General features: G+C 55.3%; 24 protein-coding genes. 5 read left to right on the top strand and 19 right to left on the bottom strand.

Features of this window, described 5'->3' with window-relative positions; all coding sequences use genetic code 11:
• Nucleotides 1–380: 380 nt before the first annotated feature.
• Nucleotides 381–2648 carry a DUF3352 domain-containing protein gene (locus RDV48_26270; protein ID MDQ7826336.1) on the bottom strand — a complete coding sequence of 756 codons (2268 nt, stop codon included), beginning with the start codon at nucleotides 2646–2648 and terminating at the stop codon, nucleotides 381–383.
• Between the two features lie 160 nt (nucleotides 2649–2808).
• Here RDV48_26270 and ccsB point away from each other — a divergent pair, with 160 nt between their 5' ends.
• Entirely contained in the window at nucleotides 2809–3639 is an 831-nt protein-coding gene (gene ccsB, locus RDV48_26265; GenBank protein MDQ7826335.1) for a c-type cytochrome biogenesis protein CcsB, read from the top strand.
• 9 nt (nucleotides 3640–3648) lie between these two features.
• Nucleotides 3649–4863 carry a pentapeptide repeat-containing protein gene (locus tag RDV48_26260; protein MDQ7826334.1) on the top strand — a complete coding sequence of 405 codons (1215 nt, stop codon included), beginning with the start codon at nucleotides 3649–3651 and terminating at the stop codon, nucleotides 4861–4863.
• 31 nt (nucleotides 4864–4894) lie between these two features.
• On the opposite strand, the gene RDV48_26255 is transcribed toward RDV48_26260, so the two are convergent.
• Together RDV48_26255 and RDV48_26250 are read right to left on the bottom strand one after the other, a co-directional pair.
• Nucleotides 4895–5572 carry an isoprenylcysteine carboxylmethyltransferase family protein gene (locus tag RDV48_26255; GenBank protein MDQ7826333.1) on the bottom strand — a complete coding sequence of 226 codons (678 nt, stop codon included), beginning with the start codon at nucleotides 5570–5572 and terminating at the stop codon, nucleotides 4895–4897.
• Between the two features lie 267 nt (nucleotides 5573–5839).
• Nucleotides 5840–6679, bottom strand: coding sequence for an SUMF1/EgtB/PvdO family nonheme iron enzyme (locus RDV48_26250; GenBank protein ID MDQ7826332.1), 840 nt, complete (start codon nucleotides 6677–6679; stop codon nucleotides 5840–5842).
• Nucleotides 6680–7123: 444 nt separating this feature from the next.
• Between RDV48_26250 and RDV48_26245 the strand changes: the two genes are divergently transcribed.
• Nucleotides 7124–7609 carry a nucleotidyltransferase domain-containing protein gene (locus tag RDV48_26245; protein ID MDQ7826331.1) on the top strand — a complete coding sequence of 162 codons (486 nt, stop codon included), beginning with the start codon at nucleotides 7124–7126 and terminating at the stop codon, nucleotides 7607–7609.
• On the top strand, nucleotides 7587–8066 hold the full coding sequence (locus tag RDV48_26240) for a hypothetical protein (protein MDQ7826330.1): 480 nt from the start codon (nucleotides 7587–7589) through the stop codon (nucleotides 8064–8066). The genes RDV48_26245 and RDV48_26240 overlap by 23 nt, the downstream gene beginning before the upstream one ends.
• Nucleotides 8067–8125: 59 nt before the next feature.
• On the opposite strand, the gene RDV48_26235 is transcribed toward RDV48_26240, so the two are convergent.
• Complete coding sequence (locus RDV48_26235) at nucleotides 8126–8608, bottom strand: hypothetical protein (GenBank protein ID MDQ7826329.1); 483 nt, start codon at nucleotides 8606–8608, stop codon at nucleotides 8126–8128.
• Here RDV48_26235 and RDV48_26230 point away from each other — a divergent pair.
• Nucleotides 8597–8779: a hypothetical protein gene (locus RDV48_26230; protein MDQ7826328.1), complete on the top strand. Its 183-nt coding sequence runs from the start codon at nucleotides 8597–8599 to the stop codon at nucleotides 8777–8779. The genes RDV48_26235 and RDV48_26230 overlap by 12 nt on opposite strands.
• A 17-nt stretch (nucleotides 8780–8796) precedes the next feature.
• Here the strand turns inward: RDV48_26230 and RDV48_26225 are convergent, their stop codons facing one another.
• From RDV48_26225 to hemL, 15 genes are read right to left on the bottom strand one after another with little or no spacing between them, the layout of a single operon-like run.
• A complete protein-coding gene (locus RDV48_26225) occupies nucleotides 8797–9714 on the bottom strand; it encodes an amidohydrolase family protein (GenBank protein ID MDQ7826327.1) in 918 nt (305 codons plus the stop codon).
• Nucleotides 9715–9725: 11 nt separating this feature from the next.
• On the bottom strand, nucleotides 9726–11234 hold the full coding sequence (locus RDV48_26220; protein MDQ7826326.1) for an NADH-quinone oxidoreductase subunit N: 1509 nt from the start codon (nucleotides 11232–11234) through the stop codon (nucleotides 9726–9728).
• 14 nt (nucleotides 11235–11248) lie between these two features.
• Nucleotides 11249–12766 (bottom strand): NADH-quinone oxidoreductase subunit M, encoded by a 1518-nt coding sequence (locus RDV48_26215; protein MDQ7826325.1) that lies wholly within the window; start codon nucleotides 12764–12766, stop codon nucleotides 11249–11251.
• A gap of 16 nt (nucleotides 12767–12782) precedes the next feature.
• Nucleotides 12783–14753, bottom strand: coding sequence for an NADH-quinone oxidoreductase subunit L (gene nuoL / locus RDV48_26210; GenBank protein MDQ7826324.1), 1971 nt, complete (start codon nucleotides 14751–14753; stop codon nucleotides 12783–12785).
• A 13-nt stretch (nucleotides 14754–14766) separates the two neighbouring features.
• A complete protein-coding gene (gene nuoK / locus RDV48_26205; protein MDQ7826323.1) occupies nucleotides 14767–15069 on the bottom strand; it encodes an NADH-quinone oxidoreductase subunit NuoK in 303 nt (100 codons plus the stop codon).
• Entirely contained in the window at nucleotides 15056–15580 is a 525-nt protein-coding gene (locus tag RDV48_26200) for an NADH-quinone oxidoreductase subunit J (protein ID MDQ7826322.1), read from the bottom strand. Before RDV48_26200 ends, nuoK begins: the two co-directional genes overlap by 14 nt.
• The gene (locus tag RDV48_26195; protein MDQ7826321.1) at nucleotides 15580–15999 is read right to left on the bottom strand and encodes a 4Fe-4S dicluster domain-containing protein; all 420 of its coding nucleotides are present in this window, start codon (nucleotides 15997–15999) and stop codon (nucleotides 15580–15582) included. The genes RDV48_26200 and RDV48_26195 overlap by 1 nt, the downstream gene beginning before the upstream one ends.
• 16 nt (nucleotides 16000–16015) lie before the next feature.
• The gene (locus RDV48_26190; GenBank protein ID MDQ7826320.1) at nucleotides 16016–17446 is read right to left on the bottom strand and encodes an FAD-dependent oxidoreductase; all 1431 of its coding nucleotides are present in this window, start codon (nucleotides 17444–17446) and stop codon (nucleotides 16016–16018) included.
• A 10-nt stretch (nucleotides 17447–17456) separates the two neighbouring features.
• Entirely contained in the window at nucleotides 17457–18650 is a 1194-nt protein-coding gene (gene nuoH, locus RDV48_26185; protein MDQ7826319.1) for an NADH-quinone oxidoreductase subunit NuoH, read from the bottom strand.
• An 11-nt stretch (nucleotides 18651–18661) separates the two neighbouring features.
• The gene (locus RDV48_26180) at nucleotides 18662–19759 is read right to left on the bottom strand and encodes an NADH-quinone oxidoreductase subunit D (GenBank protein MDQ7826318.1); all 1098 of its coding nucleotides are present in this window, start codon (nucleotides 19757–19759) and stop codon (nucleotides 18662–18664) included.
• A complete protein-coding gene (locus tag RDV48_26175) occupies nucleotides 19759–20220 on the bottom strand; it encodes an NADH-quinone oxidoreductase subunit C (protein ID MDQ7826317.1) in 462 nt (153 codons plus the stop codon). Before RDV48_26175 ends, RDV48_26180 begins: the two co-directional genes overlap by 1 nt.
• Nucleotides 20217–20744: an NADH-quinone oxidoreductase subunit B family protein gene (locus tag RDV48_26170; protein ID MDQ7826316.1), complete on the bottom strand. Its 528-nt coding sequence runs from the start codon at nucleotides 20742–20744 to the stop codon at nucleotides 20217–20219. Before RDV48_26170 ends, RDV48_26175 begins: the two co-directional genes overlap by 4 nt.
• Nucleotides 20735–21100 carry an NADH-quinone oxidoreductase subunit A gene (locus RDV48_26165; GenBank protein MDQ7826315.1) on the bottom strand — a complete coding sequence of 122 codons (366 nt, stop codon included), beginning with the start codon at nucleotides 21098–21100 and terminating at the stop codon, nucleotides 20735–20737. The genes RDV48_26170 and RDV48_26165 overlap by 10 nt, the downstream gene beginning before the upstream one ends.
• Nucleotides 21101–21108: 8 nt before the next feature.
• Entirely contained in the window at nucleotides 21109–22086 is a 978-nt protein-coding gene (locus tag RDV48_26160) for a polyprenyl synthetase family protein (GenBank protein ID MDQ7826314.1), read from the bottom strand.
• Nucleotides 22077–23384: a glutamate-1-semialdehyde 2,1-aminomutase gene (gene hemL, locus RDV48_26155; protein ID MDQ7826313.1), complete on the bottom strand. Its 1308-nt coding sequence runs from the start codon at nucleotides 23382–23384 to the stop codon at nucleotides 22077–22079. Before hemL ends, RDV48_26160 begins: the two co-directional genes overlap by 10 nt.
• Nucleotides 23385–23416: the final 32 nt, after the last annotated feature.

Here is a 23416-nt window from a genome sequence, read left to right as displayed (position 1 = left end):
TGCCTGAAAAATATTTTTGGTCGTCAAAATTATTCATGTGCGTAAGTCGTGTTATTAAGATTATCTAAACACATTATTTGACAGGTATTCAGGCAACCCCTCTCTTTCCTCACATTTCATCTTAGCATTCTCCACTGACACATGGCCGTCAGTGCTACCTAAAACTTTTCACCTTGATATAATCTTGCTGAGCGGAAAGTGCCAGGGCGGCAGTTTTTTGTGGGATACGAAAACGAGGGAGCATTCTATTGCATCGCTTTATGCTTAGAGCCCAGGGGCCATTCTCCTCTTCAGCAAACATTTGAGATTGTCTCTGCAGGTGTAACGGCATACAGACAATCTCTGTTTGCCGGGAGAATTGCCCCTGGGCTCACGTTATACTACGGCCCCGACACCTCGAAGAGGAGCCTCACTTCTCTCTCCCTCAGCGTGAGGGCCGTCCAGGAGTCCTCATACTCCCCGATCATCGCGGCCCATTCCCTGAAGTCATACCCCGCAAGGAGCAGGAAGCTCTTGAGGAGAGAGGTGACCCAGTCGATTTTCTCATAGCGGATGAAGACGGGAGTCCCCTGGAGCCTGGTTTCGAAGCTCTTGAAGCTCTTGCCGTGGTGAAGAGAGTTCCTGCTGTTGATGAAGGCGTCAATGGTCTTCTGGAGCTTGTTGGGGACCTTGCCCCCCATCTCTATGAAAAGGTAGTTATCCAGCAGCGCATAGGCGCATGTCTCATCTTCCGAGACAAAGACCTTCCTCTCCTTATAGTCCTTCAAGTGGAAGGCCCCCCGCTTCTTCAGCAGCTTCTGCACAATCGAATCGGCCCTGCGGGCGTCGAGGACCTGGAAGCCCGCCAGGAAAGGGACCATAGGCAGGAGCGAGGCCCCGCCCTGGGATTTTTCATCGCTTTCCACGATGCCCTCCGATGACGAGTAACAGGGATTGTCCCCCTTGATGCCGGAGCTCTTGTGGGCATCAGAATGGCATTTTATAAGGTAGCCCCCGTCAGGCTGCGGCTCGAATAGATAGCCTCCCCCGGCAGGGCAGCGGGGGAGGGCCTGGAGATAATCAGGCACAAGGTCATCAAGGGAGACGGGAAGCTTTTTCGAGTGGTCTATCCTGTAGATGTCCATGGCAATTGCCATATTGGAGAGATTGTTGCAGCATTCCTGGTAGTTCTTGCTCTTCTGGTCGATATTCAGCTTCCTGAAGAGAGAATCGATCATAATCTCGCCGATCTCGTAAGAGATGCCCGCATGGCCCGTTATTGCAGGCTTTATCTCATCCTTCCAGGAGAGGCCCAGGCTTTTCAAAGTCATCGCGTCTATGACAGAGTTGAGATCTCCCTTTTTTCCCGGCATGTCAAGGGACCCGAAGAGCGAGAGCAGATCAAAGACCTGCACGGCAGTGAAAGTGGAGATATTCGAGGGAAACCTGGCAAGAAGGGTGGAGAGGTTGCTCTCTCCCGAGGCGTGGAGAAAAGTCTCGATGTTCCTGGAAATCTTCCCGGGGACCAGCATCAGCGAGGCCTCGCCCTTGATCTCCTTTTTCCTGATTGACGACCAGAGCCACAGGGACTCGCATGACCTGAGGATCTCCATGAGGGCCGCATCGCGGCTCAGGGACACAGGGCTTCCCTGGTTTATCGACAGGAAATCCACGAAGAGGCTGAGCGTCACCGCCGTGTCAGGCATCCTTCTCGCATGGGAGAGGTAGCGGGCATTCTCTTTAAGTGAGGCGCCCTTGCCGTTGATGGTATCGATGACCGATTTCAGCACTTCCACGTTGTCCGAGATGAGCATGTAGTTCCTGTTGAGAGCGAAGCTGCCGGTGATCCTGCTCCTGGGCGCGAAAAGCTCGAATCCCTTGTACGTTGACTCTTCAAAGGAGACACTTTCCCTGGTGGTGAAGCGCGAGATGACCTTCGAGAGGAATGCCCGGGCCAGATCATGATTCTTGATGGGTATCACGGCGATTATGTTGGAGACTATCCTCTGATCCCTGGTGCCCTGCTCCTCGACGGTGAGCCCCTTTTCAGGAGTGCAGACGATTCTGGTCCCTCCATGGCCCGGCGCTTTCATTTCCAGTACCAGGGTGTAGCTTCTGCCGTCGGCCGCCGGACTGTACGAGAGCTCCCATCCCGCGGGGAATTTCGGCATTTCATAAAATTCCCCCATTTTCCTGCCTTCCAGCGAGGGAGGGTATTTCCCGCTCTCCTCGTAAATGCGGTCCAGCGCCCTTGAGAGCTCGTGAAGGTGGATCTTGCAGAGGGTGAGATCGCCAAGCGCCAGGGACTGAAGGCACATGCGGGCCACAGGCGATTCATCGCCCGTCTTCACGGCGGCCAGGTGGATAATGCCCTTCTGCCAGGGGAAAAAGTCATTGGTGATGTCAAAGTCAATCTTTTTCTGAAAATCATCGAGGTAACGGCTCAAGGTGATGAAATTCCTTGTTTTCTGCAGGAGATCAGCAGGGAACGGTGTTTCCGATCCCTCTGCCAGCTTGAGGGTGAAAAGGGCCTCAGTGTCCCGCGGGAAGAGGAGTGCCGCCGAGCCGGTGCTTTCAGCCAGGGCAGGCGTCACCGTGCATGCCGCCAGAAGAGCCAGCAGGAACAGGCACCCGTTGATTACAGATGATTTCTTGCTCAAGTTTTTCATAGCACCTTCCTTGCAGCCATACCCGGCAGGCCGGGCTGCCGGGCATGATGAGATCGTCGGCATGCTCTCGAGTATAGCTTTCTACGGCAAAGGGCGAGTTCCTTTGTGAAGGAGTGGAAGTAACAGTGTCGAAAAAAAGGGAGGCCAGGGGGGAGATTCCATGCATCCTTATGAGCCTCTCACATTCATGCTCTTCTTTATATGCTTTTCCCTGGGCACTCTCTCGTACCTCCTCTTTCCCTTCTCACGATATGAGTTCTGGGGCTACCTCGGCACGGGCCTCTTCACCCTGGGCTTCATCTTTCTCACCTCAAACCTTGTGCTCCGCACCATCGCCAGCGGCAGGGCACCCTTCTCAAACCTTTACGAGTCGCTCCTCATCTTCACCTGGGGAATTGTCTTCTTTCTTCTCATGTACCAGTACTCGGCAAGGCTTTTTCTGCTGGGGACCGTCGTGGCACCCCTTGTGGTGGTCCTGCTCCTTATGGCAGCCAAAGCTCATAACAGGATAACCGATCTCATGCCGGCCCTCAAGAGCCCCTGGATGATATACCATGTATCTACGGCAATCGTGGCCTACGGCGCTTTCACCGTGTCCTTCGGCCTCGCTGTCATCTATCTTGTAAGAGATTACCTTGAAAGGGCATTTCCATGCCACCGTCTCCTCAAAGATCTGCCCTCCCTCGATGAGCTTGATTTTATGATTTACAGGGCCATCTCCACGGGATTTCCCTTCATGGGGCTCCTTATCATCACGGGGGCCATATGGGCCGATTATGCCTGGGGCAGTTACTGGAGATGGGATCCCAAGGAAGTATGGTCCCTCATCACGGTCCTCATATATTCCATCTATTTCCATATGCGGTTCGTGAAGAAATTGAGAGGCCGGGCAGGGGCCGTCATTGCCGTGGCCGGCTTTCTCTCAGTGGCAATATGCTACCTGGGGGTGAACCTCGTCTTTGCGGGGATTCACAGCTACGGGAGCAGATAAGCGAGGTATATGATGGGCACAGAGGAAAAGCAGAAAATCTTCGACCTGATGAAATCCGTCAAGGATTTTAATGAATGGCGCAAAAGCCCTGAATTCAACGAGAGGCTGCTGGACTTCTCGGGTGATGATTTCACCGCAGTGAAGCTAGACGAGATAAACCTCTCGGAAGCGATCCTCAAGGAGACGAAATTTATCAAAGCCCGACTCCATAATGCAGACCTTACGGGGGTGAACGGCCGCTTCAGCAATTTCACTGAAGCCGATCTCTCCTCGGCTATTCTCAGGAAGGGGGTATTCCGCGGCGCCACCATGAAGCACGTGAATCTGAAGGGCGCGAAGCTTGAAGAGGCATCGATGGGCCGCGCCGACCTTGAGCTTGCCGATATGCAGGATGCGTGCCTCAACGAGGCCGACCTCTCGAGCACGAACTGCGAGCGCACGAATTTCGAGAGGGCACAGCTTGAGAAGGTGACCTTCCGCTCGGCAAGCCTTATAAGAGCTATGTTCAGGAATGCTTCGCTCTTCCAGGCGAATTTCTCGGAGGCGAACCTTGAAAAAGCCGACATGAGGGGCGCGGACCTCAGGGCTTCAAGCTTTGTGAGGGCCAATCTCACCGAGGTGAATTTCAAGGGGAGCGACCTCAAGGGAGTCAAGATGGCCGGCGCCACCCTCAAGGGTACCGTGCTCTGCGAGTCCAACCTGAGCGGGAGCAGCCTGAAGTATATGGACCTCACGGGCTTTGACCTGGAGAAAGTGAACCTCTCAAGCGCCGAGCTCACGGGCGCAAAGCTTGTGGGAGCGAACCTCCGGGGGGCGAACCTGAGCAACGCGGACCTCAGGGATGCAACGCTCAAGAATGCGGACCTCACTATGGCGGTCCTCACGGGGGCAAAACTGGACAAGGCAGATCTCCAGGGCGCCAACCTCGAGGGGGCAAATCTGGAGAGGGCTGAGATGACCTTTGCGAACCTCATGGGAGCCCGGTGCGTGGGGGCAAGCTTTAAATCGGCAGTCCTGAAGGATACGAACCTTATAGGGGCATCGCTTGAATATGCAAATATCGAGGGCACCAACTTCATGGGTGCCAACCTGAGGGAAGTGTCGCTCCTCAAGGCCCATGTCGGGCTTCAGCTCATCAACGCCAGGATAACGAAAAAGCAGCTCTATGACTGGCTTGAATCCTATTTCGACATGCTGGAGATCATAGAAGACGATACGCCATAGCCACGGCCCCGTGCCGGCCGCCCTCGGCTTCTCAGAAGATGCCGGGTATCAGTCTCCATCTCACCGTGCTGCAATAGTCCCTGTATCCAGGCAGGCTCGCAGAGAGGAAGCGCTCCTCGTCGAAGAGGCGCCATATCAGGAATGGAACCATGCCGGCCAGCGCGAGCAGCCCCCAGTATGACCCGAGCGCAAAGGGCATGCCGAGATGATAGAGCATGCTTCCGGCATACATGGGGTGGCGTACCGTCGCGTACGGCCCTGTGGAAATCACTCTCTGGTCACTGGCGATTTCAATGGTCGCCGAGGTGAAGGGGTTCTCCCGTAAGACTCGAAACACGATGAGGAACCCCAGCACAATTGCCCCGTCGCCTGCAATCACAAGCCAGAGCGGCACCCGTGACCAATGGAAGCGGAAGTCGAGGGCGGGAACCACCAGCAGGGCGATGAATCCCAATGAGGCGAAGAGCATGATGATTCTCTGAGTCTTCTCCTTTTCGGCGGCAGGCCCGCTTTTGAGGCGCCGCTCAAGCAGGGCGGGGTCATTTTTCAGCAGAGAGCGGGTAATCAGAAAGGACGCTCCGAAAAAGACGGCCAGAAACCCCCAGGCCTGAAAGTAGCGGAGGGACCCTGCCGTGAGAAACACCAGGAGTCCCATCGCCAGGGCGAGGCGGGCAAAGGCGGACCAGGCTCTCTTGCTCAGACCTTTCATATTTTTCTTTGCCTTGCATAGGGTAATCTGCAATGCGCGTTTTTATGGCAAGATTCACCTTCTACAAGAAACCCTTAAAAACCCTTCATGGTGATAGTTGAGAAGAATGCCCCGTGATACTGGCGTCTGAAATAGGCACAGGAGCACATCCATCACCATGTGCGGCGTGCTTGAACAGGTATGGGTGCAGAGCTTGGTTTTCCTGAAAACCGGGCAGCCTGGCTTGTGAAAAATCATCGATGAGTTTCTCCGCCGCTCCCGCGGCCTTCAACGGCGAATAGTGGAATAACGGCCTGCGAGGCGGAAACCGATGCTGTTTGTCTCATATGCGGCAGGAACCATGCCGCGAGAGAGCTTGGAGACATCGTATGCCTTGACAAGCGAGCCGAACCAGCAGCTCCCGCGAAGTCCTCGCGCGCCCGCTGACTCTCCGGTGAGATCGTTCCATTCATAGACGTTCCCGAGCTGATCAAAAGTGCCATAATAGCTTGCGCTGTCTGTGTAGGCGCCGACATCGGTCAGGTAGTTCTGGGAAGAGCTCGCAACGACCTGCTGGGTCACAGAGAACTTTCCTTCAGACTTGACGTAGTTACCCTGGTTGGGTGAACTGCCGATTACATTCCCCGGCGGGATGTCGCTTCGCGTTGGAAAATCGTAATAGCCGCCGGTCCCCGTGCTCTCAACCCGCTGCGGCTCCACTGCCAAGTTGTAGGCGCCATCTTCTGTCGTTGTCCTGTCCTGGGCGCCCGTGGGCTGAACGTTGCTCATCCAGTTGGCGAACCTCGCCGCGTCAAACCAGCTTAAATAGGTGACCGGCCTGTTGGTGCTGTCGCCGCCGTTGTTGAGTGGAGCATAGGAGTAGCCGCCCGGGGTGCCTGACCGGGTGATGCCTGCGACATTGAGATCACCTGCCATGGTGGAGTTATAGAGTCCATAGGTATCAGTCCTGGATACTGCATTCAGGAATGCAGTGTATTGCCCTATTGTTACCTCGCACCTTCCTATGGAATAGTTATATTTGACAGCTCCGAAGCCTGTGAAGTCAGCACCATTGCCGGCATCCCCGACCTGGACCATCTCCGTGGCGGCGCCAGTGGCACCTGACAATACTGCCGGCGAATCGGACGATCCTCCCGTTGAGCAGGCGGAGCCAGAGATATCGCCATCACACATATGAGAGAGAAAAAAAAACTTTTCATTGCTGCCCCCTTTATATTGGTTTCTCCAGTTACAGTTGAGTCCGCCGGCGATGCGCCTGACTGCGGGCGCGAGGTTCCTTGAGCCTTCTCTGAGAGCCTGATGCGGCAGAATGAATATGTCTTGTGCACTATAGCATTATGCTGACATATGGAAAATGGCTTGTCCATAACCGGGGGCGGGTATTTTCACATATGCAGGCTTCTGGTATGAGCACGCAGGTCTTCAGGGCTCACCGGCCCCATGCAGGCTTTTCCTGCAATGCACAGAAAGGGTCACCTCCAGCGCCGGATGATACATTGTCACAGGTGAGAGACACAGCTCCCCCCTCGGGGACGGAGAAATCTTGAAAGCGTGGAATACGGAAGAAATTCTTGTCTTGAGGACTTTTTTCTGCTAAACTTGTGGGGAGGCAGCAAAGCTGGCTGCTATCCTCTGCAAGGGGAGGCATGGGGGGAATTGCCTGGTAAAATAGATATGGACAGATACAGAAAAGAATGGGATGCATTGGCCTTGCGGGAAGATGAAGAGAATGAAAGAAGGCGGCTTCAGGCCATAGATTTTGCAAAGGTGATTAAGGATATTCTTGTCAATGAGTTTGATGTTGAAAGGGTATTTTTATTCGGATCGGCTCTAAGGGAAAAGTCTTTTCGCGAAGATTCCGATATTGATATAGGAGTGGAAGGGCTCCCTGTGCCGCTTTATTTCAAGGCCCTTGCCAGGCTTACGATGGAAAGCCCTTTTCCTGTTGATTTGAAGCCTCTGGAAGAGGTGAAGCAGGCATTCAGGGACAGTATCATGAAAGGAACAGTGCTCTATGAGAAAAGAAAGGCTTCCTGAGCTTATCTCTGAAATAAGGGATGAGCTCGGGTCACTGCAGGCCCTCGTTTCAGATATCAAGGCGGTAAATAGTGAAATACCCGACTCAGAGCATTTAAAGAATATTTATAAAGAAAGCCTTACCCTCAAGTTGCACAATTTCTACACGGGCTGTGAGAGGATATTCAGAAGAATTGCTGACGATATAAACAGCGGAGTTCCAAAATCTCTTGACTGGCATAAAAGGCTTCTCAAGATAATGTCGCTGGATATAGAAGGAAAGAGACCGGCGGTAATCTCGAAAGAGACAGAATCCCGTCTTGAGGAGTTCCTTGCTTTCAGGCATGTGGTGAGGAATATGTATGGATTTGAAATCAGATATGATCGCCTGAGATTCTTGGTTGAAGAAACCCAGGGAACCTTTGAAATGGTGAAGGAGGATATGGAGGCTTTTATAGGTTTTCTGGAAGCTCTGTAAGGGTGCTCTATTTCACAAGCCTCCCTTTAATAGGCACTGCTGAAAAGCAGGAAAAACCTCTACCACCATAACCCGAAGAACAGGAAGAGCAGGGAAAAGAACACTGCAAGCCCCCATGCCCAGAAGGCCATGAAGCGCTCGCGCCTGAGAGATGAGCATACCATGAGGACCACCGCCGAGATGGCCGTGGAGAGCATGAAAAACTGGTGGATCATATCCCCCGCGGCAAGCAGCCCCTTTATTCCGGGAGGTGTTATCCACCGGGTATGCAGCAATATAGAGGGAAAGGCCTCGAGCATCCATCCCTTCAGCGTTATCATCTCATCGGGGCCCAGGCTCTCTTTCCCATGGGCTTTCTGAAGAACCGCGCGGGAGATTGAGAATGATCCTTTCAGCTTCCATTCCCTCGAGAGCCTCGATGCGGAGGAGAGGCTCTCAAAAAGGAGCACATCATTGAAGGTCCTGGTGCTGCTCGAGCAATAATTCCAGGGGGCAATGGTGAGGTCTTCATTGAAGCAGCCGGCGCCAGGGTGGCCCATCACTATGTCTACTTCTGCATGGAGCGGGAGGCGATCCCCCGCTCACCTTTTCTCCATGTAAAGGCATTCGAGGGCGCCCAGGTCACCTATGCCTGGAAACAGCTTGAAACCGGGAAGGGCTGCTATGACTTCAGCCTCATTCGAGAAGACCTGAAGTTTCTCACGGCCCGATGAACGGGAAATCCGCGACACTAGAGCTTCATCAGCCTGGCAATGTTCCCGCCGAATATCTTCGCTCTGTCCTCCTCGGAGACACCCAGTGCTTCCAGGGCCTCATGCTGCTCCTTAAGCACGTCGAAGCGGTATCCCCTGGGAAAGTAGCTCGAGTCGGTGCCGAACACGATGCGCCCCGGCCCCACGGCGTCAAGGGCATACCTGAAGACGTCCTTGAGGGTGATGGGGAATCCCTGGTATTTCATCCAGATGTTGGAGCTGGACGTGTCATAGTAAACGTTGTCGCACTGGTAGCCCAGCAGGAGGGCCTCCCTGAAGAAGCCCACGCCGAAATGGGCCAGCATGAAAACAAGGTCAGGGAAATCCCGGAGCACGGGCTGGAGATCGAGGGGATTGGCGAAACGGAAGTCCGCCGAGTAACCTATTGATGCCCCCATGTGGATAAGCACGGGGATCTGAAGCTCCTGGGCTTTTTCCCAGAGGGGATAGATCCTTGCGTCATAGGGGTGGAACTTCTGGTTGGTGGCGATGAGCTTGAGGCCCCTGAGGCCGTATTCCTTCACTGATCTTTCGAGGTATGCAGGCCCGTCTTCCCTGAGGGGGTCGAGAAAGGCGTACCCGAGGAACCTCTCCCTGCCAAGGCTCAGAAAATCCCGCAGGTTCTCGTAATCGTTTTCCATTGAAATGAAGGCGCCGCGGGTGATGCCGCATTTTTCAAACTGGGCGTGCCAGCGGTCGGCATTCTCCTTCGCCGTGCAGCATGAAGTGTCAATGGGGGGCTGGCCGCGCTCTTTCAGGTTCTTATCAAAGCGCTTCTTCATCATCTTGATTTCCATGGGGGTGTAAAGGTCCCGGTATTTCTCGGGATGGGTGAGAGGCGTCGTGACAAAGAGATGGATATGGGCGTCGATGATCGGGTAGGGAACTGAGAGCATGGAAAACCTCTCTATTTGTTGAGATACTCCGCCACATAGCCAGTGAGCGTGAAGAACGAGGGCAGAAGGCCCAGGAAGACCGTGGCGAGGGTGGATATGGAGAGGACTACCATGCACACGCCAGGGATGACAAGAGGCGCTCTATTTTCTATCTCACGGTAGTACATGTATTTGAGGATCCTGAGATAGTAAAACAGGGAGATGACGCTGAATATGATAGCCAGCACGACAAAGAGCATAAGCCTGTGGTCGAAGGCGTTGAAAATACTGGCGAAGATAAGGAACTTTGCCATGAAGCCTGAAAGGGGCGGAATCCCTGCCAGGGAGAGAAGAGCCAGGGCCGCCATGAGAGAGAGGCTTGGCGATATGACAGCCAGACCTTTGTACTCTGAGAATTTTTCTGTGCCGTAATGCTCGCTGGCAAGCTGTGCGACGGCAAAGACACCCATGTTGGTGAGGGCATACACGGTAGTGTAGAAGAGCACGTAGGATATGGCGGCATCCCTGTTGGCGCTTATCCCTGCGAAGCCAAGGAGTATGAAGCCCACCTGGGAGATGCCTGAATAGGCAAGGAGCCTTTTTATATTATCCTGCCTCAGGGCAGTGAGGTTTCCAATTACAATGGAGAGCATGCCGATAAGGGCAAAGAGTGGCATCCAGTTTGACGAGCAGGCATCGATGCCGCCGGGGAATACTCTCAGCAATACGGCGATCCCCGCAACCTTGGGAGCCACGGAGATAAAGGCTGTCACGGGGATCGGCGAGCCTTCATACACATCAGGCGCCCACATGTGGAAGGGGGAAGCGGCGATCTTGAAGCCAAGACCTGCGACGATCATCACGATGGCAAGAGAGAGGGCTGCCTTGATGGCCGGGCCGGCGGTAAAAAAGCTCTCGTTGTTCATGGTGCCTGTAATCGTGGGAAGCGTGGCGAAGCTCTTGTTGACGAATATCAGCGAGTTTGTCATGCCGTACAGAATGCTGACGCCGAAAAGGAAAAGGGCTGAAGAGAATGCGCCGAGCATGAAGTATTTGAAGCCGGCCTCCGCGGACCTTCTCTCTTTCCTCTCGAAGGCGGCAAGCACGTAAAGCGGTATGCTCACCAGTTCCATGGCAACGAAGAGCAGCAGGAAATCGCCTGCCGAAGTCATCATCAAAAGCCCCGAGCTGCAGAAGAGGAGGATGGGGTAGAACTCGGCGTGAGCCCCGCGGTGGCGGTGGAAATAGTCCATTGAGAGCAGCACGGCCATAAGGACGAGGAGCAGGATCAGCATCTTGAAGTACACCGAGAGAGGATCGGTAAAGTACAGGAAGCCTTTGAAGAGCTCTTTCCCCGTGCGCGCGAGGGGCTCGTTTCTGCCGTAAAGGAAGAAAATGCCTATGGCGCTTGCGATAATGACGCCCGCTGCCGTGATGTACCCAAGCACCCTGTTGTTTTTCAGGCCTGCCAGGTTCAGAATAATGAGGAGCAACCCCCAGGCGCAGAGGAACAATTCCATCGAAAGCAACTCGAGATTCACCTTGAGCCTCCCTCTTATTGACCCATAAGGAGCCGTCTTAGATATTCCGTGCTCGGGCTCATCACGTCTATCAGGAGCCGCGGGTACACCCCGAAGACAATCATCACCAGGGACAGCAGCACCAGGTGGGAGCCCTCGATGCCTGTCAGGTCCTTGATATCGAGATACCCGTCGGGCAAGGCTCCGAAAAATATGCGCTGCACTGCTCTCAGGATGTAGATGGCGGTGAGCACGATGCCCGTGATGGCCAGGGCGCCGGCAATGATATAGTGGGCCTTGAACACGGCGATGAACACCAGGAACTCGGCAACGAAGCCGCTCATACCGGGGAGTCCCAGCGAGGCAAGCCCTCCCAGGATAAAGAATGTGGCAAGGTATGGCATTTTCACCGCGAGACCTCCAAGCTTCGGCATGGAGCGGGTATGGGCCTTCTCGTAGAGCAGGCCGGCGATGGCGAAGAGGAGGGCCGTGATGATGCCATGGGAGAACATCTGGAAGATGGCTCCGTTAAAGCCTGCTGTATTTCTCGCCGCGATCCCCAGTGTGACGAAACCCATGTGGCTTACACTGGAATAGGCAATCATATATTTGATATCAGTCTGGTTCATGGCACAGAGAGCGCCATAAATGATGTTGATTACCCCGAAGGCTATAAAGATGTCCAGCCATACAAGCGCGCCCTGCGGTGCGAGCCCTATGGCGATCTTGAGCATGCCGTACCCGCCCATCTTGAGGAGGACGCCGGCAAGGATCATCGAGAGGGCTGTCGGCGCTGCCGAATGGCCGTCGGGGAGCCACGTGTGGAGGGGCCAGAAGCCGGCCTCTATGGCAAAGCCCAGGAAGATGAGAGGGAAGAGGATCATCTGGTAATGCTTTGCAAGGTTCCCGTACTGGATGAGGTCATGGAGGAAGAAGGTCCTCTGCATGCCCTGGGGGAGCACCGTGAGGAAATAGACGCCCAGGATGCCAAGGAGCACAAGCCCGCCGCCCAGCTGGAGGTAGAGGGTGAGCTTGAGAGCGGCGTATTCCTTTTTCACCGTCTTTCCGTTCCCTGATTTATCTGATCCCCAGATGCCGATGAGAAAATACATCGGGATACTGGCCATCTCGTAAAATACCACAAAGAAAAAGAGATCCTGCGTGCTGAAGACACCTATGACGCCCGTGAGGCAGACGAGGGTGAGAATGAAATACTCTTTTGTCCTGTGGGTGATCCGGAATGATGCCAGGATGCAGGCAAAGGCCAGTATTCCGGAAAGGAGCACCATGGGTGCGTTGAAACCGTCAACGCCCATTATGTAGGAAATGCCCAGCTTCGGTATCCATGGGATTCTCTCCACGAACTGCAGGGTCTCGCTCCCCAGGGACCTGTCAAAGGTAACGAAAAGGTATAAGGAAAGGATAAAGGAGCAGAAGGTGGAGAAAGTGGCAAGCAGCTTGATCTCCCACTCTTCCTCCCGGGGGATGAAAAGGATCAGGAGCGCCCCGAGGAGGGGAGAAAAGGTGATTATCGACAGGATTATGGGCTCCATGGCTCGTGCTCCTTTGTTATCTGAAGGGTATCTGCAGAAATACTTTTCCCGACGATATGGCTTCTATGAAACCGGCACCCATCAGAATGATCGCCAGTGAAATTACAATGACCGCGGCATACTGCTGCACAAGGCCGGACTCTTCCTTCCTGAGCATCTTGCCGCTCTCGTCGGTAGCCCAGCCGGCAAGGTTCACCACGTTGTCGACAATCTTCTCATCGATGAACGATGCCACTTTCGCCGCTCCGAAGACAAGGCGCTGCATTATGAAAGACCAGAAATCGTCCATGTAATACTTGTTGACAAGAAGAGTGTAAATGGCCCTGTACCGGGTCTTGAGCATCTCCTCGCTCTTCTCGGGCTCCTTGCCGTAAAGGAGCCATGCGGTGAGGATTCCCAGGCCCGCCATCAGCATCGAGAGGAGCAAGGGTCCCAGGAAAAAGGCCTCATGGCCTTCAAGCGCCTTTCCCTCGATGAAGGGAGCAAAGGCGCTGTGGCCCGGGACGCCGATGAACCCGAGGAAGATGGCAAAGAAAGCGAGGATCACCAGGGGGATCGTCATGAACGGCGAGGACTCGTGAGGCGGGTGGCCCGAGCGCTCCCTGCCGCAGAAGGCGACATAATAGACCCGGAACATGTAGAAGGCCGTGCAGAATGCCACTCCGAACCCAAGGACTATCATCACGTAGTGTTTTGACTGCCACAGCACACCCATTATCTCGTCCTTGCTCCAGAAGCCCGCAAGGGGCGGCACGCCCGCAAGGGCAAGGGCACCTATCAGGAAGGTTGCCGCTGTCGTGGGCATGTACTTCCCGAGGCGGCCCATCTCCCATATGTTGTTTGAGTGGATCGCATGGATTACCGAGCCGGCGCAGAGGAACAGGAGGGCCTTGAAAAAGGCATGGGTAAAGAGATGGAACACACCGGCCACGTAGCCGCCAAGGCCCAGGGCCATGATCATGATGCCGAGCTGGCTGATCGTCGAATAGGCGAGAACCCTTTTTATGTCGTCCTGCACAATGCCCATGGTAGCCGCAATGAATGCGGTAAAGCCTCCTATATAGGCAATCGCCACCATGGTGTCGGGAGCCTTATGGAATATGGGGAGCGTCTGAGCGACAAGGAACACGCCTGCTGCCACCATCGTGGCAGCATGGATGAGGGCGCTCACGGGGGTGGGGCCTTCCATTGCGTCGGGAAGCCACACGTGGAGAGGAAACATGGCACTTTTCCCTATGGCGCCGCAAAAGACCAGGAACATCACCCAGTTCACCACGGCGGTCTTTGACAGCACGATGCCTGCCACCATATGGCCCGTGAGGGCCTGGTTGCCGAGATACTTGTCCAGGAGCCCGGGAATGGCGTCAAATGAGAAGCTCCCCGTGATGAGGTAGAGCAGTATTATTCCCAGAAGGAATCCCATGTCGCCGAACCTTGTGACGACAAAGGCCTTTTTCGCCGCGTCGGCGGCCGACTTCTTGCTGTACCAGAATCCTATCAGGAGATACGACGAGAGGCCCACAAGCTCCCAGAAGATATAGATCTGGAAAAAATTGGGCGACATGACGAGCCCCAGCATCGAGGCCGCAAAGAGGGACATGAAAGCAAAGTACTTGGAAAAGACCGTTTCCTCCTCGTTCTCCATGTAGCTTACAGAGTAAATCTGGATGAGCATGGCGACAAAGCTTACGATGAACATCATCGACGCCGAGAGGTTGTTGATGAGGAGGCCGATAGGCACCGTGAAGTCATTGATGGTGATCCAGGGGATCTCGTAGTTGAAGGGTGCAGAGAAGGGATCTTTAAGACGGTGGAAGAGTATTATGCCCGAAAGAACAGCGGAGAGCGCGATGGCCATGATCGAGATGGCTGCCGAGACACCCCTGTTTCTCAGGGAAAATATGGAGATGAGGACGAAGGCGAAAAAGGGGCAAAAGCCCACCAGGAACCCGTCCATCAGAAGATGTGATCCGTTCAAGGTTTCCACCGGAATCTCCCTTCTACCATTTTAGCTCACTCACCTTATCGACCGAGATATCCTTGAAATGCCGGTAGATGCTGAGCACAAGCGCGATTCCCACGCAGGACTCGGCAGCGGCTATGGCTATGATGAAAATGACCATGATCTGCCCCGAGATGGTATGGAGAAAATATGAGAAGGCGGCAAAGTTCAGACATACCGCGTTGAACATGAGCTCGAGGGACAGCAGGACCCCTATGGCCGACCTCCTCGTGAGGACGCCGAAAATTCCGATGGAGAAAACTGCCAGGCTCAGGATAAGGTAGTGGTTAAGACCGATCACCGGGCTTCCCCTCCTTTCGCGCTATGACAAGGGCACCCAGCAGGGCGGCCAGAAGGAGCACTGAGAGCACCTCGAAGGGAACGAGGTAATCTCTCATCAGGCAAATGCCCAGCTCGCGGACATGGGATTCCGGAGAGGCCGCGATGAGAGGCTCACCTGAAGACCATTTCTGGCTGGTGATAAAATAGCCCATCACCACTGCAGTCAACAGTGTCGCTGCAAGCGCCAGGGGCTGCAAGGCGTTAAAGGACGGCATGTCCTTCCTGTGAAGCTGCTGGGTGAGCATGATACCGAACAGTATAAGGACAACAACAGCTCCCACATAAATGAGAACCTGCATTCCTGCGAGGAATTCCGCATGGAGCGTGATATAAAGACCTGCCACGCCAAGGAACGTGAGACCCAGGGCGAGAGCGCCATGGAAGATATTCCGGACTCTTACCACCACAAGAGCTGAGCATATCACCAGGGCTGCCAGGACATAGAAAAGCGGCGGGTTAATCGCTTGCATCACTTTTCCTTCTCTCCTCCTGCCTTCTTTGCTGCGGGGACGGATTCCCGATAGACCATCTCCTGCTTGTCATATACGGAAAGCTCATAGGCCGCCGTGTGGACCAGCGTCTTTGTAGGGCAAGCCTCTGTGCAGAGGCCGCAGAACATGCATGTGGCGCTGTCCACCTCATAGGAGGTCACATACTGCTTCCCCGAGAGCGTCTCGGCCGTATTAATGTGAATACAGGCGTCAGGGCACACCTCGGCGCATATCCTGCAGCCTACGCAGAGCTCCACGTTGCATCCCAGGCAGCGGATTGCCTCCAAGACGGCAATATCCTCGGGGAGGCCTTTCTCCACCTCATCAAATGATGCCGCCCGCTCCCGCGCCGGGAGCTTTGGCATAGACGCTCTTATGGTTTCTACTTTTCCTTCCATTTTCTGTTCCTCACCGTCAGGATAGGAGTTTCTCAATACCCATGGCCGCTTTTTTCGCCGTGGCGATGGCTTCGATCACGGTGGCGGCACCGAGGGCGGCATCACCGCCAGCGTATACCCCTTTCATTGAGGTGGCGCCCGTCATGGGGTCAGTCTGGATGGTGCCCCACTTCGTGAGCTTCACGCTCTCGGGAAGCCCCGGGAGCTCTGGCGTCCTGCTCACGGCAGTGATGATGGTGTCGCACTCCACTATGAACTCCGAGCACTCGAGGGGCATGGGCTTTCTTCTTCCCGAGGCATCGGGCTCGCCAAGGGTGCATCTCACGCACTCGATGCCGGCGAGCACATCGCAGCCGCAGACCTTTACAGGCGCCGTGAGAATCTCAAGATTCACCTCTTCGTTAATGCAGTCATTGATCTCGTGCTCTTCGGCAGGCATCTCGGCCATGGTTCTACGGTAAAGGATCGTCACGTCGCTTCCCAGCCTCTTGGCCACGCGGGCGCAGTCAATGGCCGTGTTGCCGCCTCCTATGACGACGACTCTCTTTCCCAGCTTGTAAGGGAGATTGAGGTTCACACGGTAAAGAAAATCTTCACCGGTCTGAACACATGGGCTCTCCTCCCCATCGCAGCCCATCCTCGAGGGCTTTGTTGCGCCGGCCCCTATAAACACGGCGCTGTATCCGGATGAAAAGAGCTCGTCATAGGATATATCTTTCCCGACGGCGGTATTGAGCTTCAGCTCAACGCCAAGATCGGTGATGCTCTTGATCTCCTCCTTCAGGATCTCCCTTGGAAGGCGGTATTTCGGTATTCCCGTGGCAAGGTACCCCCCGGCGACAGGGAGCTTTTCGAAGACCGTCACGGGAAAGCCCTTGAGAGCAAGGTACCAGGCACATGTGAGCCCCGCGGGGCCCGCGCCCACAACGGCCACCTTGTGAGGCTTGGGACCATCCTTTTTCTCGTAGGGCACTCTCGACTCGGCAGGAAGGCCTCTCTCGTAATCGGCAAGGAACCTCTTAAGGTACCTTATGGTGAGGGGATCCCTCTGGGCCGTGCCCCTTGTGCAGCGGCCCTCGCATGGAGCAGGGCAGACTCTTCCGAGGCTCCCTGCAAAGGGATAGGTATTCTTCAGGATCCTGATGCCCTCGAGGTAGTTTTTCTCTGCGATAGCCGTGATGTAGCCCCTTACATCGGTAAAGGCGGGGCAGGTCTTCATGCAGGGCGCCAGATCCTTTTCGGGGTAACAGGTGCTCTTGCGCTCGATGGTCTCCTCGTCAAAGAAGCCCTTGACGGTGAGCTTCCCCCTGTACCTCGTGGGGATCGGCCACTTGTCCCATGGGTACTGGAGCGTCACGGGATCCTTCAGGAACTCCGTGAGGGTGATCCTGTAGCCCGTCAGCAGGCTGCCTACTCCATCTACGAATTCTTTCAAAATATCACTCATAGTCCACCGTTCAGATAAATTTCATTGCCCAGAGGCTTGCAATCAAGAGATTCAGAAGCGAGAGAGGCACAAGGAGCTTCCAGCAGAATGCCATGAGCTGGTCGGCCCGGAGCCTCGGGAAAGTCCAGCGCGTCCACATTATGAAGAAGACAAGCGCCGCCGTTTTCACAAAAAAGACAATGAGCCCGCCGATGACGGCGAGGATACCGATGTGGGGCACCTGGAGCGAAACCAGGTAGTCTCTCAGGGCGGCTCCAAGGCCGAAGGGGAGGGTCCATCCTCCCAGGAAAAGAGTGGTGGCAATGGCCGAAACGAGAAACATGTTGGTGAACTCCGCCAGGTAGAACATGGCAAAGCGCATGCCGCTGTACTCTATATTGAAGCCTGACACAAGCTCGGACTCGGCCTCGGGGATATCGAAGGGAGGGCGGTTTGTCTCGGCAATTGCCGCAATGATATACACGACAAAGCCGATGAAGAGCGGGCATATGAACCATCCCGTGAAAAATGCTTTCTGCTGCGCCGCCACGATGTCACCCATTCTTATGGAGCCTGCCAGCAGCACTGCTGAGAGGATCGAGAAGACCATGGGCACTTCGTAGCTGATGAGCTGTGCCGCCGAGCGGAGCCCTCCCAGCAGGGAGTACTTGTTGTTGGAGCCCCACCCGCCCATCACGATGGCTACGACTGCCAGCGAGCTGATGGCCATGAAATAGAGGATACCTATGTTGAGGTCCCTCACGATGAGGCCCGGCCCGAAGGGAATGATCACGAAGGTCATGAAGCAGGCCGTCATGACAAGGAAAGGCGCTGCGATAAAGGTAACCCTGTCGGCCTTTTCCGGTATGAGATCCTCTTTCTGGAAAAGCTTCACGGCGTCCATGGGCGTCTGGAGCCACCCGCCAAGCCAGGTGCCCAGGCCGGGGTGCTTTACGAGATAGGTGATGACTCCGCTCCATTTCCTCGGGATCCCCGTTACCATGGGCCCCATACGGCGCTGAACCCTTCCCGCTATCTTTCTCTCTAGCCAGATGAGGAAAAAAGCCATGGCGCTGATGAACCCGATCATCACCGCCATGCAGATCACTGCATATACCCAGTGCGCCCAGGCGGGGATGGTCATCTGCGCCGCATGCTGCGGCCAGATGACCTGGATAATCCCCCGGGTTATCCTCTCGAGTATGTCACTGGCTTGCCTGATCATCCTTGCCTCTCTTAACGGTCTGTTTCTGGAAGGACTATGTCAAAGCTTCCTCCCACGATCACCACGTCTGCCATGTAAAGACCCCTGAGCACCGTGGGAAGGGCGCTCACGTGCGAGAACGAGGGGGACCTGAACTTCAGCCTGTAAGGCTTCTCGGATCCGTCGCTCAAAATAAAGCAGGAGAGCTCGCCCCTTGGTGACTCGGTCCTCATGAAGACTTCTCCCGCGGGAGGCTCGAGGTGGAGGGGCACAAAGGTCTGGACATCGCCTTTCGGAAGCTTCTCGATGGCCTGCTCGATGATGCGGCAGCTCTGCCTCATCTCCTCGACGCGCACCAGGATCCTGTCAAGGGTGTCACCATCGGTGCGCGTGGGGATGTCGAACTCGAAGTCCCTGTAAATGGAATAAGGGATGTCTTTCCTGAGATCCCATTTCATGCCGGCAGCCCTGATGTTGGGCCCCGTGACGCCCAGTGCCACTGCCTTGCCTGCGGTGAGCACGCCGATTCCCTTCACCCTGTGATGGAAAATTACGTTCTTGATCAGCAGGTCCTCGTATTCCTTGATGCAGGGCCTGAAGATCTGAAGGAACTCCTTTGTTTTTTCAATAAATGTCGGTGTGATGTCCCTGGAGACACCGCCGATGCGCATATAATTGTAAGTGAGCCTGGCGCCGCAGGTCATCTCGAAGAGGTCCAGTATTAACTCCCTCTCCCTGAAGGTGTAAAGGAATGGGGTGGTGGCCCCCGCCTCGAGCCCGATGGCCCCGAGCCAGAGGAGGTGGCTCGCAATCCTGTTGAGCTCCGCCATGATGATCCTGATATGCTCAGCCCTGGGAGGGACCTTTATCCCTGCCAGCTTTTCCACGGCCAGCACATAGACAAAATTGCTCGTCATGGACGTGACGTAATCAAGGCGGTCCGTGTAAGGGACATACTGGTGGTAAGTCCTGTTCTCGGCAATTTTCTCCAGGGCCCTGTGGAGGAAGCCTATCTCAGGCTGCGCCTCCTTGACGAGCTCGCCGTCAATAGTGAGGACGAGCTTGAGCACCCCGTGGGTGCTCGGGTGCTGGGGCCCCATGTTCAGGTAGAATTCCTCTGTCTTGTGCATTACTTGTTCTCAGGCCTTCTTACAAGATTCTCATGGGTATAGTCTTTCCTCATGGGGGCTCCTTCCCATTCGTCAGGGAGGAGGAGCCTTCTCAGGTCGGGATGGCCTTTGAAGGTCACACCGAAGAGATCATACATCTCCCGCTCGTGCCAGTTCGCCGTGGGATAAAGGTCCTCTATGGTGGCTATTACGGCATTTCCCCTGTCAATCCAGGCTCTTATTTTGACCTGGTGGTTGTGGAGATAGCTGTGGAATATATAGACGATCTCCATCTTCTCCAGGTAGTCAATGGCAAAGGAGCACACGAGAAAATCGAAGGAGAGCTCCCTCGTGTTTCGGAGCTGCAGGGCAAGGTCCCTTATGGAAGAGGGCTCAATCCTTATCGAGCCGTCCTCCTCCTGCCTGATGGCGATTTCAGGGAGCTTTTCCCTCAGAATCCTGACGATATTCTCGGTTTTCAACTCTTCCTCCAAGCCCTGATGGCGCTGGTAAACCTTCTCTCGTGGCGGACCTTATCGGCGAGCTTCAGGCATCCTTCCTGGAGCGCTTCAGGCCGCGGCGGGCATCCGGGGATATAGACATCCACGGGAATTACCTTGTCAATGCCCTTGAGGACCGAGTAGGAATCATAGTAGAAGGGGCCCCCGCCTGTGGCGCATCCCCCCATGGCAATGACGTAGCGCGGCTCGGCCATCTGCTCGTAAATAAGCTTCACTCTCGGTGCCATCTTGAGTGTGACGGTCCCCGCCACGATCATGAGATCCACCTGGCGGGGCGTGGCCCTGAACATCATGCCCAGGCGGTCAAAGTCGTACCGGGCTGCTCCCGTTGCCATGAGCTCAATGGCGCAGCAGGCAAGGCCGTACAGGAGGTACCAGAGCGAAGATGCCCTGGCGTTGTCCAGCACGTAGTCAATTCCCGTGAGGGCCAGGCTCACGCCGGGCAGCCGCTCGATAAAAACCTTTTTTTCGTCTTCTACTCCCATGTGAGGATACCTTTCTTCCAGGCATAGAGTAAGGCCACAAGGAGGATGGCAATGAATATGACCATCTCGATGAAGCTGAAAAGCATGAGGGACCCCATGGACTTGAAAGAGACGGCCCAGGGGATCAGGAATACTGCCTCGATGTCAAAAATCACGAAAAGGAGGGCATAAAGGTAATATTTTACGTCGTATTGGCCACGGGCCTCACCGATGGGGCGCTCGCCGCACTCGTACGTGGAAATCTTGTCGGGAGTGGGGTGAGTAGGGCGGAATAGCCTGGAAAGGGTAAGGCCTGCCGTCACTATGAAGAGGCCCCCCAGGATGAACATGAGCACATAGATGTAATCTGTGAGCATATTCACTCCTACCTGTCTCTTGTAATGATGTCGCGCACCATTTTTTCCAGCGCAACCCGTGCTCTGCAGGGCGCCACGCCCGAGAGCTCCGCCAGGGCCCGCTCACCGAACTCGCGGGCGATTCCGTAAGCGAACTCACGGGTGCGGTGCTTCTCCATGAGGGAAAGTATCTGCTTTATATGCTCCCTCCCGGGAGAAGCCATGGAGAATATTTCTCTCACAAGGTGCTGATCTTCCTTCCCGCCTTCCTCAAGAAGATGAATTACCGGCAAGGTGTATTTTTTCTCAATGAGATCGGAGCCCACGGGTTTTCCAAGAAGCTTCTCATCACCCCAGTAATCAAGGCAGTCGTCGGTGATCTGGAAGGCCAGGCCGTAGTTTTTTCCGAAGCGGGCCATAAGTTCCACCTGCTCCTCAGGGGCATGGCCAATGAGCGCGCCTATCCTGCAGCATGTTGAAAAGAGCGATGCCGTTTTCCCTCCTATGACGGAGAAGTATTCCTCCCTGGTGATCTCGCCGTCACCCTGGAAGTACGCCTCGACGAGCTGGCCCAATGACATGTGGGCAGCGGCGTCGGCGAGGGCTGCCGTCACCTTCTGATCATGGATCCGGCTGAGGCGTGCATAGGCCTTGGTGAAAAGGAAGTCGCCGAGAAGCACGGATACCTTGTTGTTGAACCTGGCGTTGAGGGACTCCGCACCTCTGCGCTGTGGTGAGCCATCGACGACGTCGTCATGGAGAAGCGACGCGGCATGGACCACCTCTATTATCGAGGCGGCCAGGGTGGCATCCCTGGTGATGCCGTCGAAGATATCTGCCGTAAGGAGCACCAGCGTGGGCCTGATGCGCTTTCCCCCGCGGGTGAGGACCTGGTTCACAATCTCCTTGAGGATGGCAAGATCATAGGTGAACACGGAGTTGATGAACTCCATGACCTCTTTCATCTCATTTTCAATGATCAGGGACTCCTTGCCCATTACTTCCATGTCATTTCCTGTAGAGTGAAGGTTTTTTCGGCGGCAGCCGCAGTAGCTTCAATATCCTTTTCCGTATGTGCCGAAGAGACAAAAGCCGTCTCAAACTGCGAGGGGGGAAAGTAGATTCCCCTCTCAAGCATATGGTGGAAGAAAGGCCCATAACGGTCGGCCTGTGCCTTCTTTGCGCTCTGGTAATCAAAAACTTCTCCCCCGGTGAAAAAAATGGTGAACATTGAGGCGAAATGGTTGATTACGTGGGGTATTCCCCTCCTGGTAAAAATTTCACCCACTGTGCGGACCAGCAGATCTGTCTTCGCGGCGAGGGTATCATAAAAATTCTGCTCCGAGAGGATCGCCTCAAGCGTGGCCCTTCCCGCCGCCACTGCCACGGGGTTTCCCGAGAGGGTGCCTGCCTGGTACACGCTTCCCAGGGGAGCGACCTGCTCCATTATCTCCTTTTTCCCGCCGTATGCCGCCAGGGGGAATCCCCCACCAAGCACTTTCCCCAGCGTCGTGAGGTCAGGCCTGATGCCGCAGCGCTCCTGGGCTCCTCCTTTTGCCACTCTGAAGCCCGTGATGACCTCGTCAAAGATAAGCACCGCGCCATGTTCGGCCGTAGATGCCCTGAGGGCCTCAAGGAAGCCCTCACGGGGGAGCACGAGCCCCATGTTTCCCGCCACAGGCTCCACTATCACTGCGGCGATGCGGGGGCCTTCCTTTTCCATGATCGCGGTAAATGCCGCGGTATCGTTGTAAGGGACCGTGAGGGTTTTCCTGGTAATGTCGCCCGGTACACCGGCGCTGTCCGGCACGCCGAATGTCATCGCGCCCGAGCCGGCCTTCGCGAGGAGGCTGTCGCTGTGCCCGTGGTAGCAGCCTTCAAATTTCAGGACTATATCCCTGCCGGTAAAGCCTCTCGCGAGGCGTATGGCGCTCATCGTGGCCTCGGTGCCTGAGTTGACGAACCTGAGGAGCTCCATTGAAGGGAAGCACTCCTTGACGAGGCGTGCAAGGGCGACTTCCCCCTCGTGGGGGGTGCCGAAGCTTGTGCCTTTTTCAATTGCTGCCGCGGTCTTCCTGACTACCTCCGGGTGTGCATGGCCCAGGATAAGGGGACCCCACGAGCCGAGGTAATCAATGTACTCATTGCCGTCGGCATCGGTAACTTTTGAGCCTTTGCCTTCCCTTATGAAGAGGGGCTGCCCTCCCACGGCTTTGAAAGCGCGCACAGGGCTGTTCACCCCTGCGGGAAAACAGGTGAGGGCCTCTTGATAAAGAGCCGAGGATCGCGTCAAGGTTTTCGGCATATGGTGCTTCTCCTGCCAGGCGGCATTCATTG

It is taken from the genome of Candidatus Eremiobacterota bacterium, assembly GCA_031082125.1.
In the GTDB taxonomy this organism is placed as follows: Bacteria; Vulcanimicrobiota; CADAWZ01; order CADAWZ01; family Ess09-12; genus Ess09-12.
This window is presented reverse-complemented; position numbering and strand designations above follow the sequence as displayed.

Bases quoted from the DNA above. Each gene is read 5' to 3' on its own strand.
- RDV48_26195 (MDQ7826321.1), bottom strand. From the start codon at position 15,999: ATGGAAGGAAAAGTAGAAACCATAAGAGCGTCTATGCCAAAGCTCCCG.
- ccsB (MDQ7826335.1), top strand. From the start codon at position 2,809: ATGCATCCTTATGAGCCTCTCACATTCATGCTCTTCTTTATATGCTTT.
- RDV48_26260 (MDQ7826334.1), top strand. From the start codon at position 3,649: ATGATGGGCACAGAGGAAAAGCAGAAAATCTTCGACCTGATGAAATCC.
- RDV48_26255 (MDQ7826333.1), bottom strand. From the start codon at position 5,572: ATGAAAGGTCTGAGCAAGAGAGCCTGGTCCGCCTTTGCCCGCCTCGCC.
- nuoH (MDQ7826319.1), bottom strand. From the start codon at position 18,650: ATGATCAGGCAAGCCAGTGACATACTCGAGAGGATAACCCGGGGGATT.
- RDV48_26240 (MDQ7826330.1), top strand. From the start codon at position 7,587: ATGAGAAAAGAAAGGCTTCCTGAGCTTATCTCTGAAATAAGGGATGAG.
- RDV48_26225 (MDQ7826327.1), bottom strand. From the start codon at position 9,714: ATGCTCTCAGTTCCCTACCCGATCATCGACGCCCATATCCATCTCTTT.
- RDV48_26165 (MDQ7826315.1), bottom strand. From the start codon at position 21,100: ATGCTCACAGATTACATCTATGTGCTCATGTTCATCCTGGGGGGCCTC.
- RDV48_26190 (MDQ7826320.1), bottom strand. From the start codon at position 17,446: ATGAGTGATATTTTGAAAGAATTCGTAGATGGAGTAGGCAGCCTGCTG.
- RDV48_26270 (MDQ7826336.1), bottom strand. From the start codon at position 2,648: ATGAAAAACTTGAGCAAGAAATCATCTGTAATCAACGGGTGCCTGTTC.
- RDV48_26200 (MDQ7826322.1), bottom strand. From the start codon at position 15,580: ATGCAAGCGATTAACCCGCCGCTTTTCTATGTCCTGGCAGCCCTGGTG.
- hemL (MDQ7826313.1), bottom strand. From the start codon at position 23,384: ATGCCGAAAACCTTGACGCGATCCTCGGCTCTTTATCAAGAGGCCCTC.
- RDV48_26215 (MDQ7826325.1), bottom strand. From the start codon at position 12,766: ATGGAGCCCATAATCCTGTCGATAATCACCTTTTCTCCCCTCCTCGGG.
- RDV48_26170 (MDQ7826316.1), bottom strand. From the start codon at position 20,744: ATGGGAGTAGAAGACGAAAAAAAGGTTTTTATCGAGCGGCTGCCCGGC.
- RDV48_26180 (MDQ7826318.1), bottom strand. From the start codon at position 19,759: ATGCACAAGACAGAGGAATTCTACCTGAACATGGGGCCCCAGCACCCG.
- RDV48_26160 (MDQ7826314.1), bottom strand. From the start codon at position 22,086: ATGGAAGTAATGGGCAAGGAGTCCCTGATCATTGAAAATGAGATGAAA.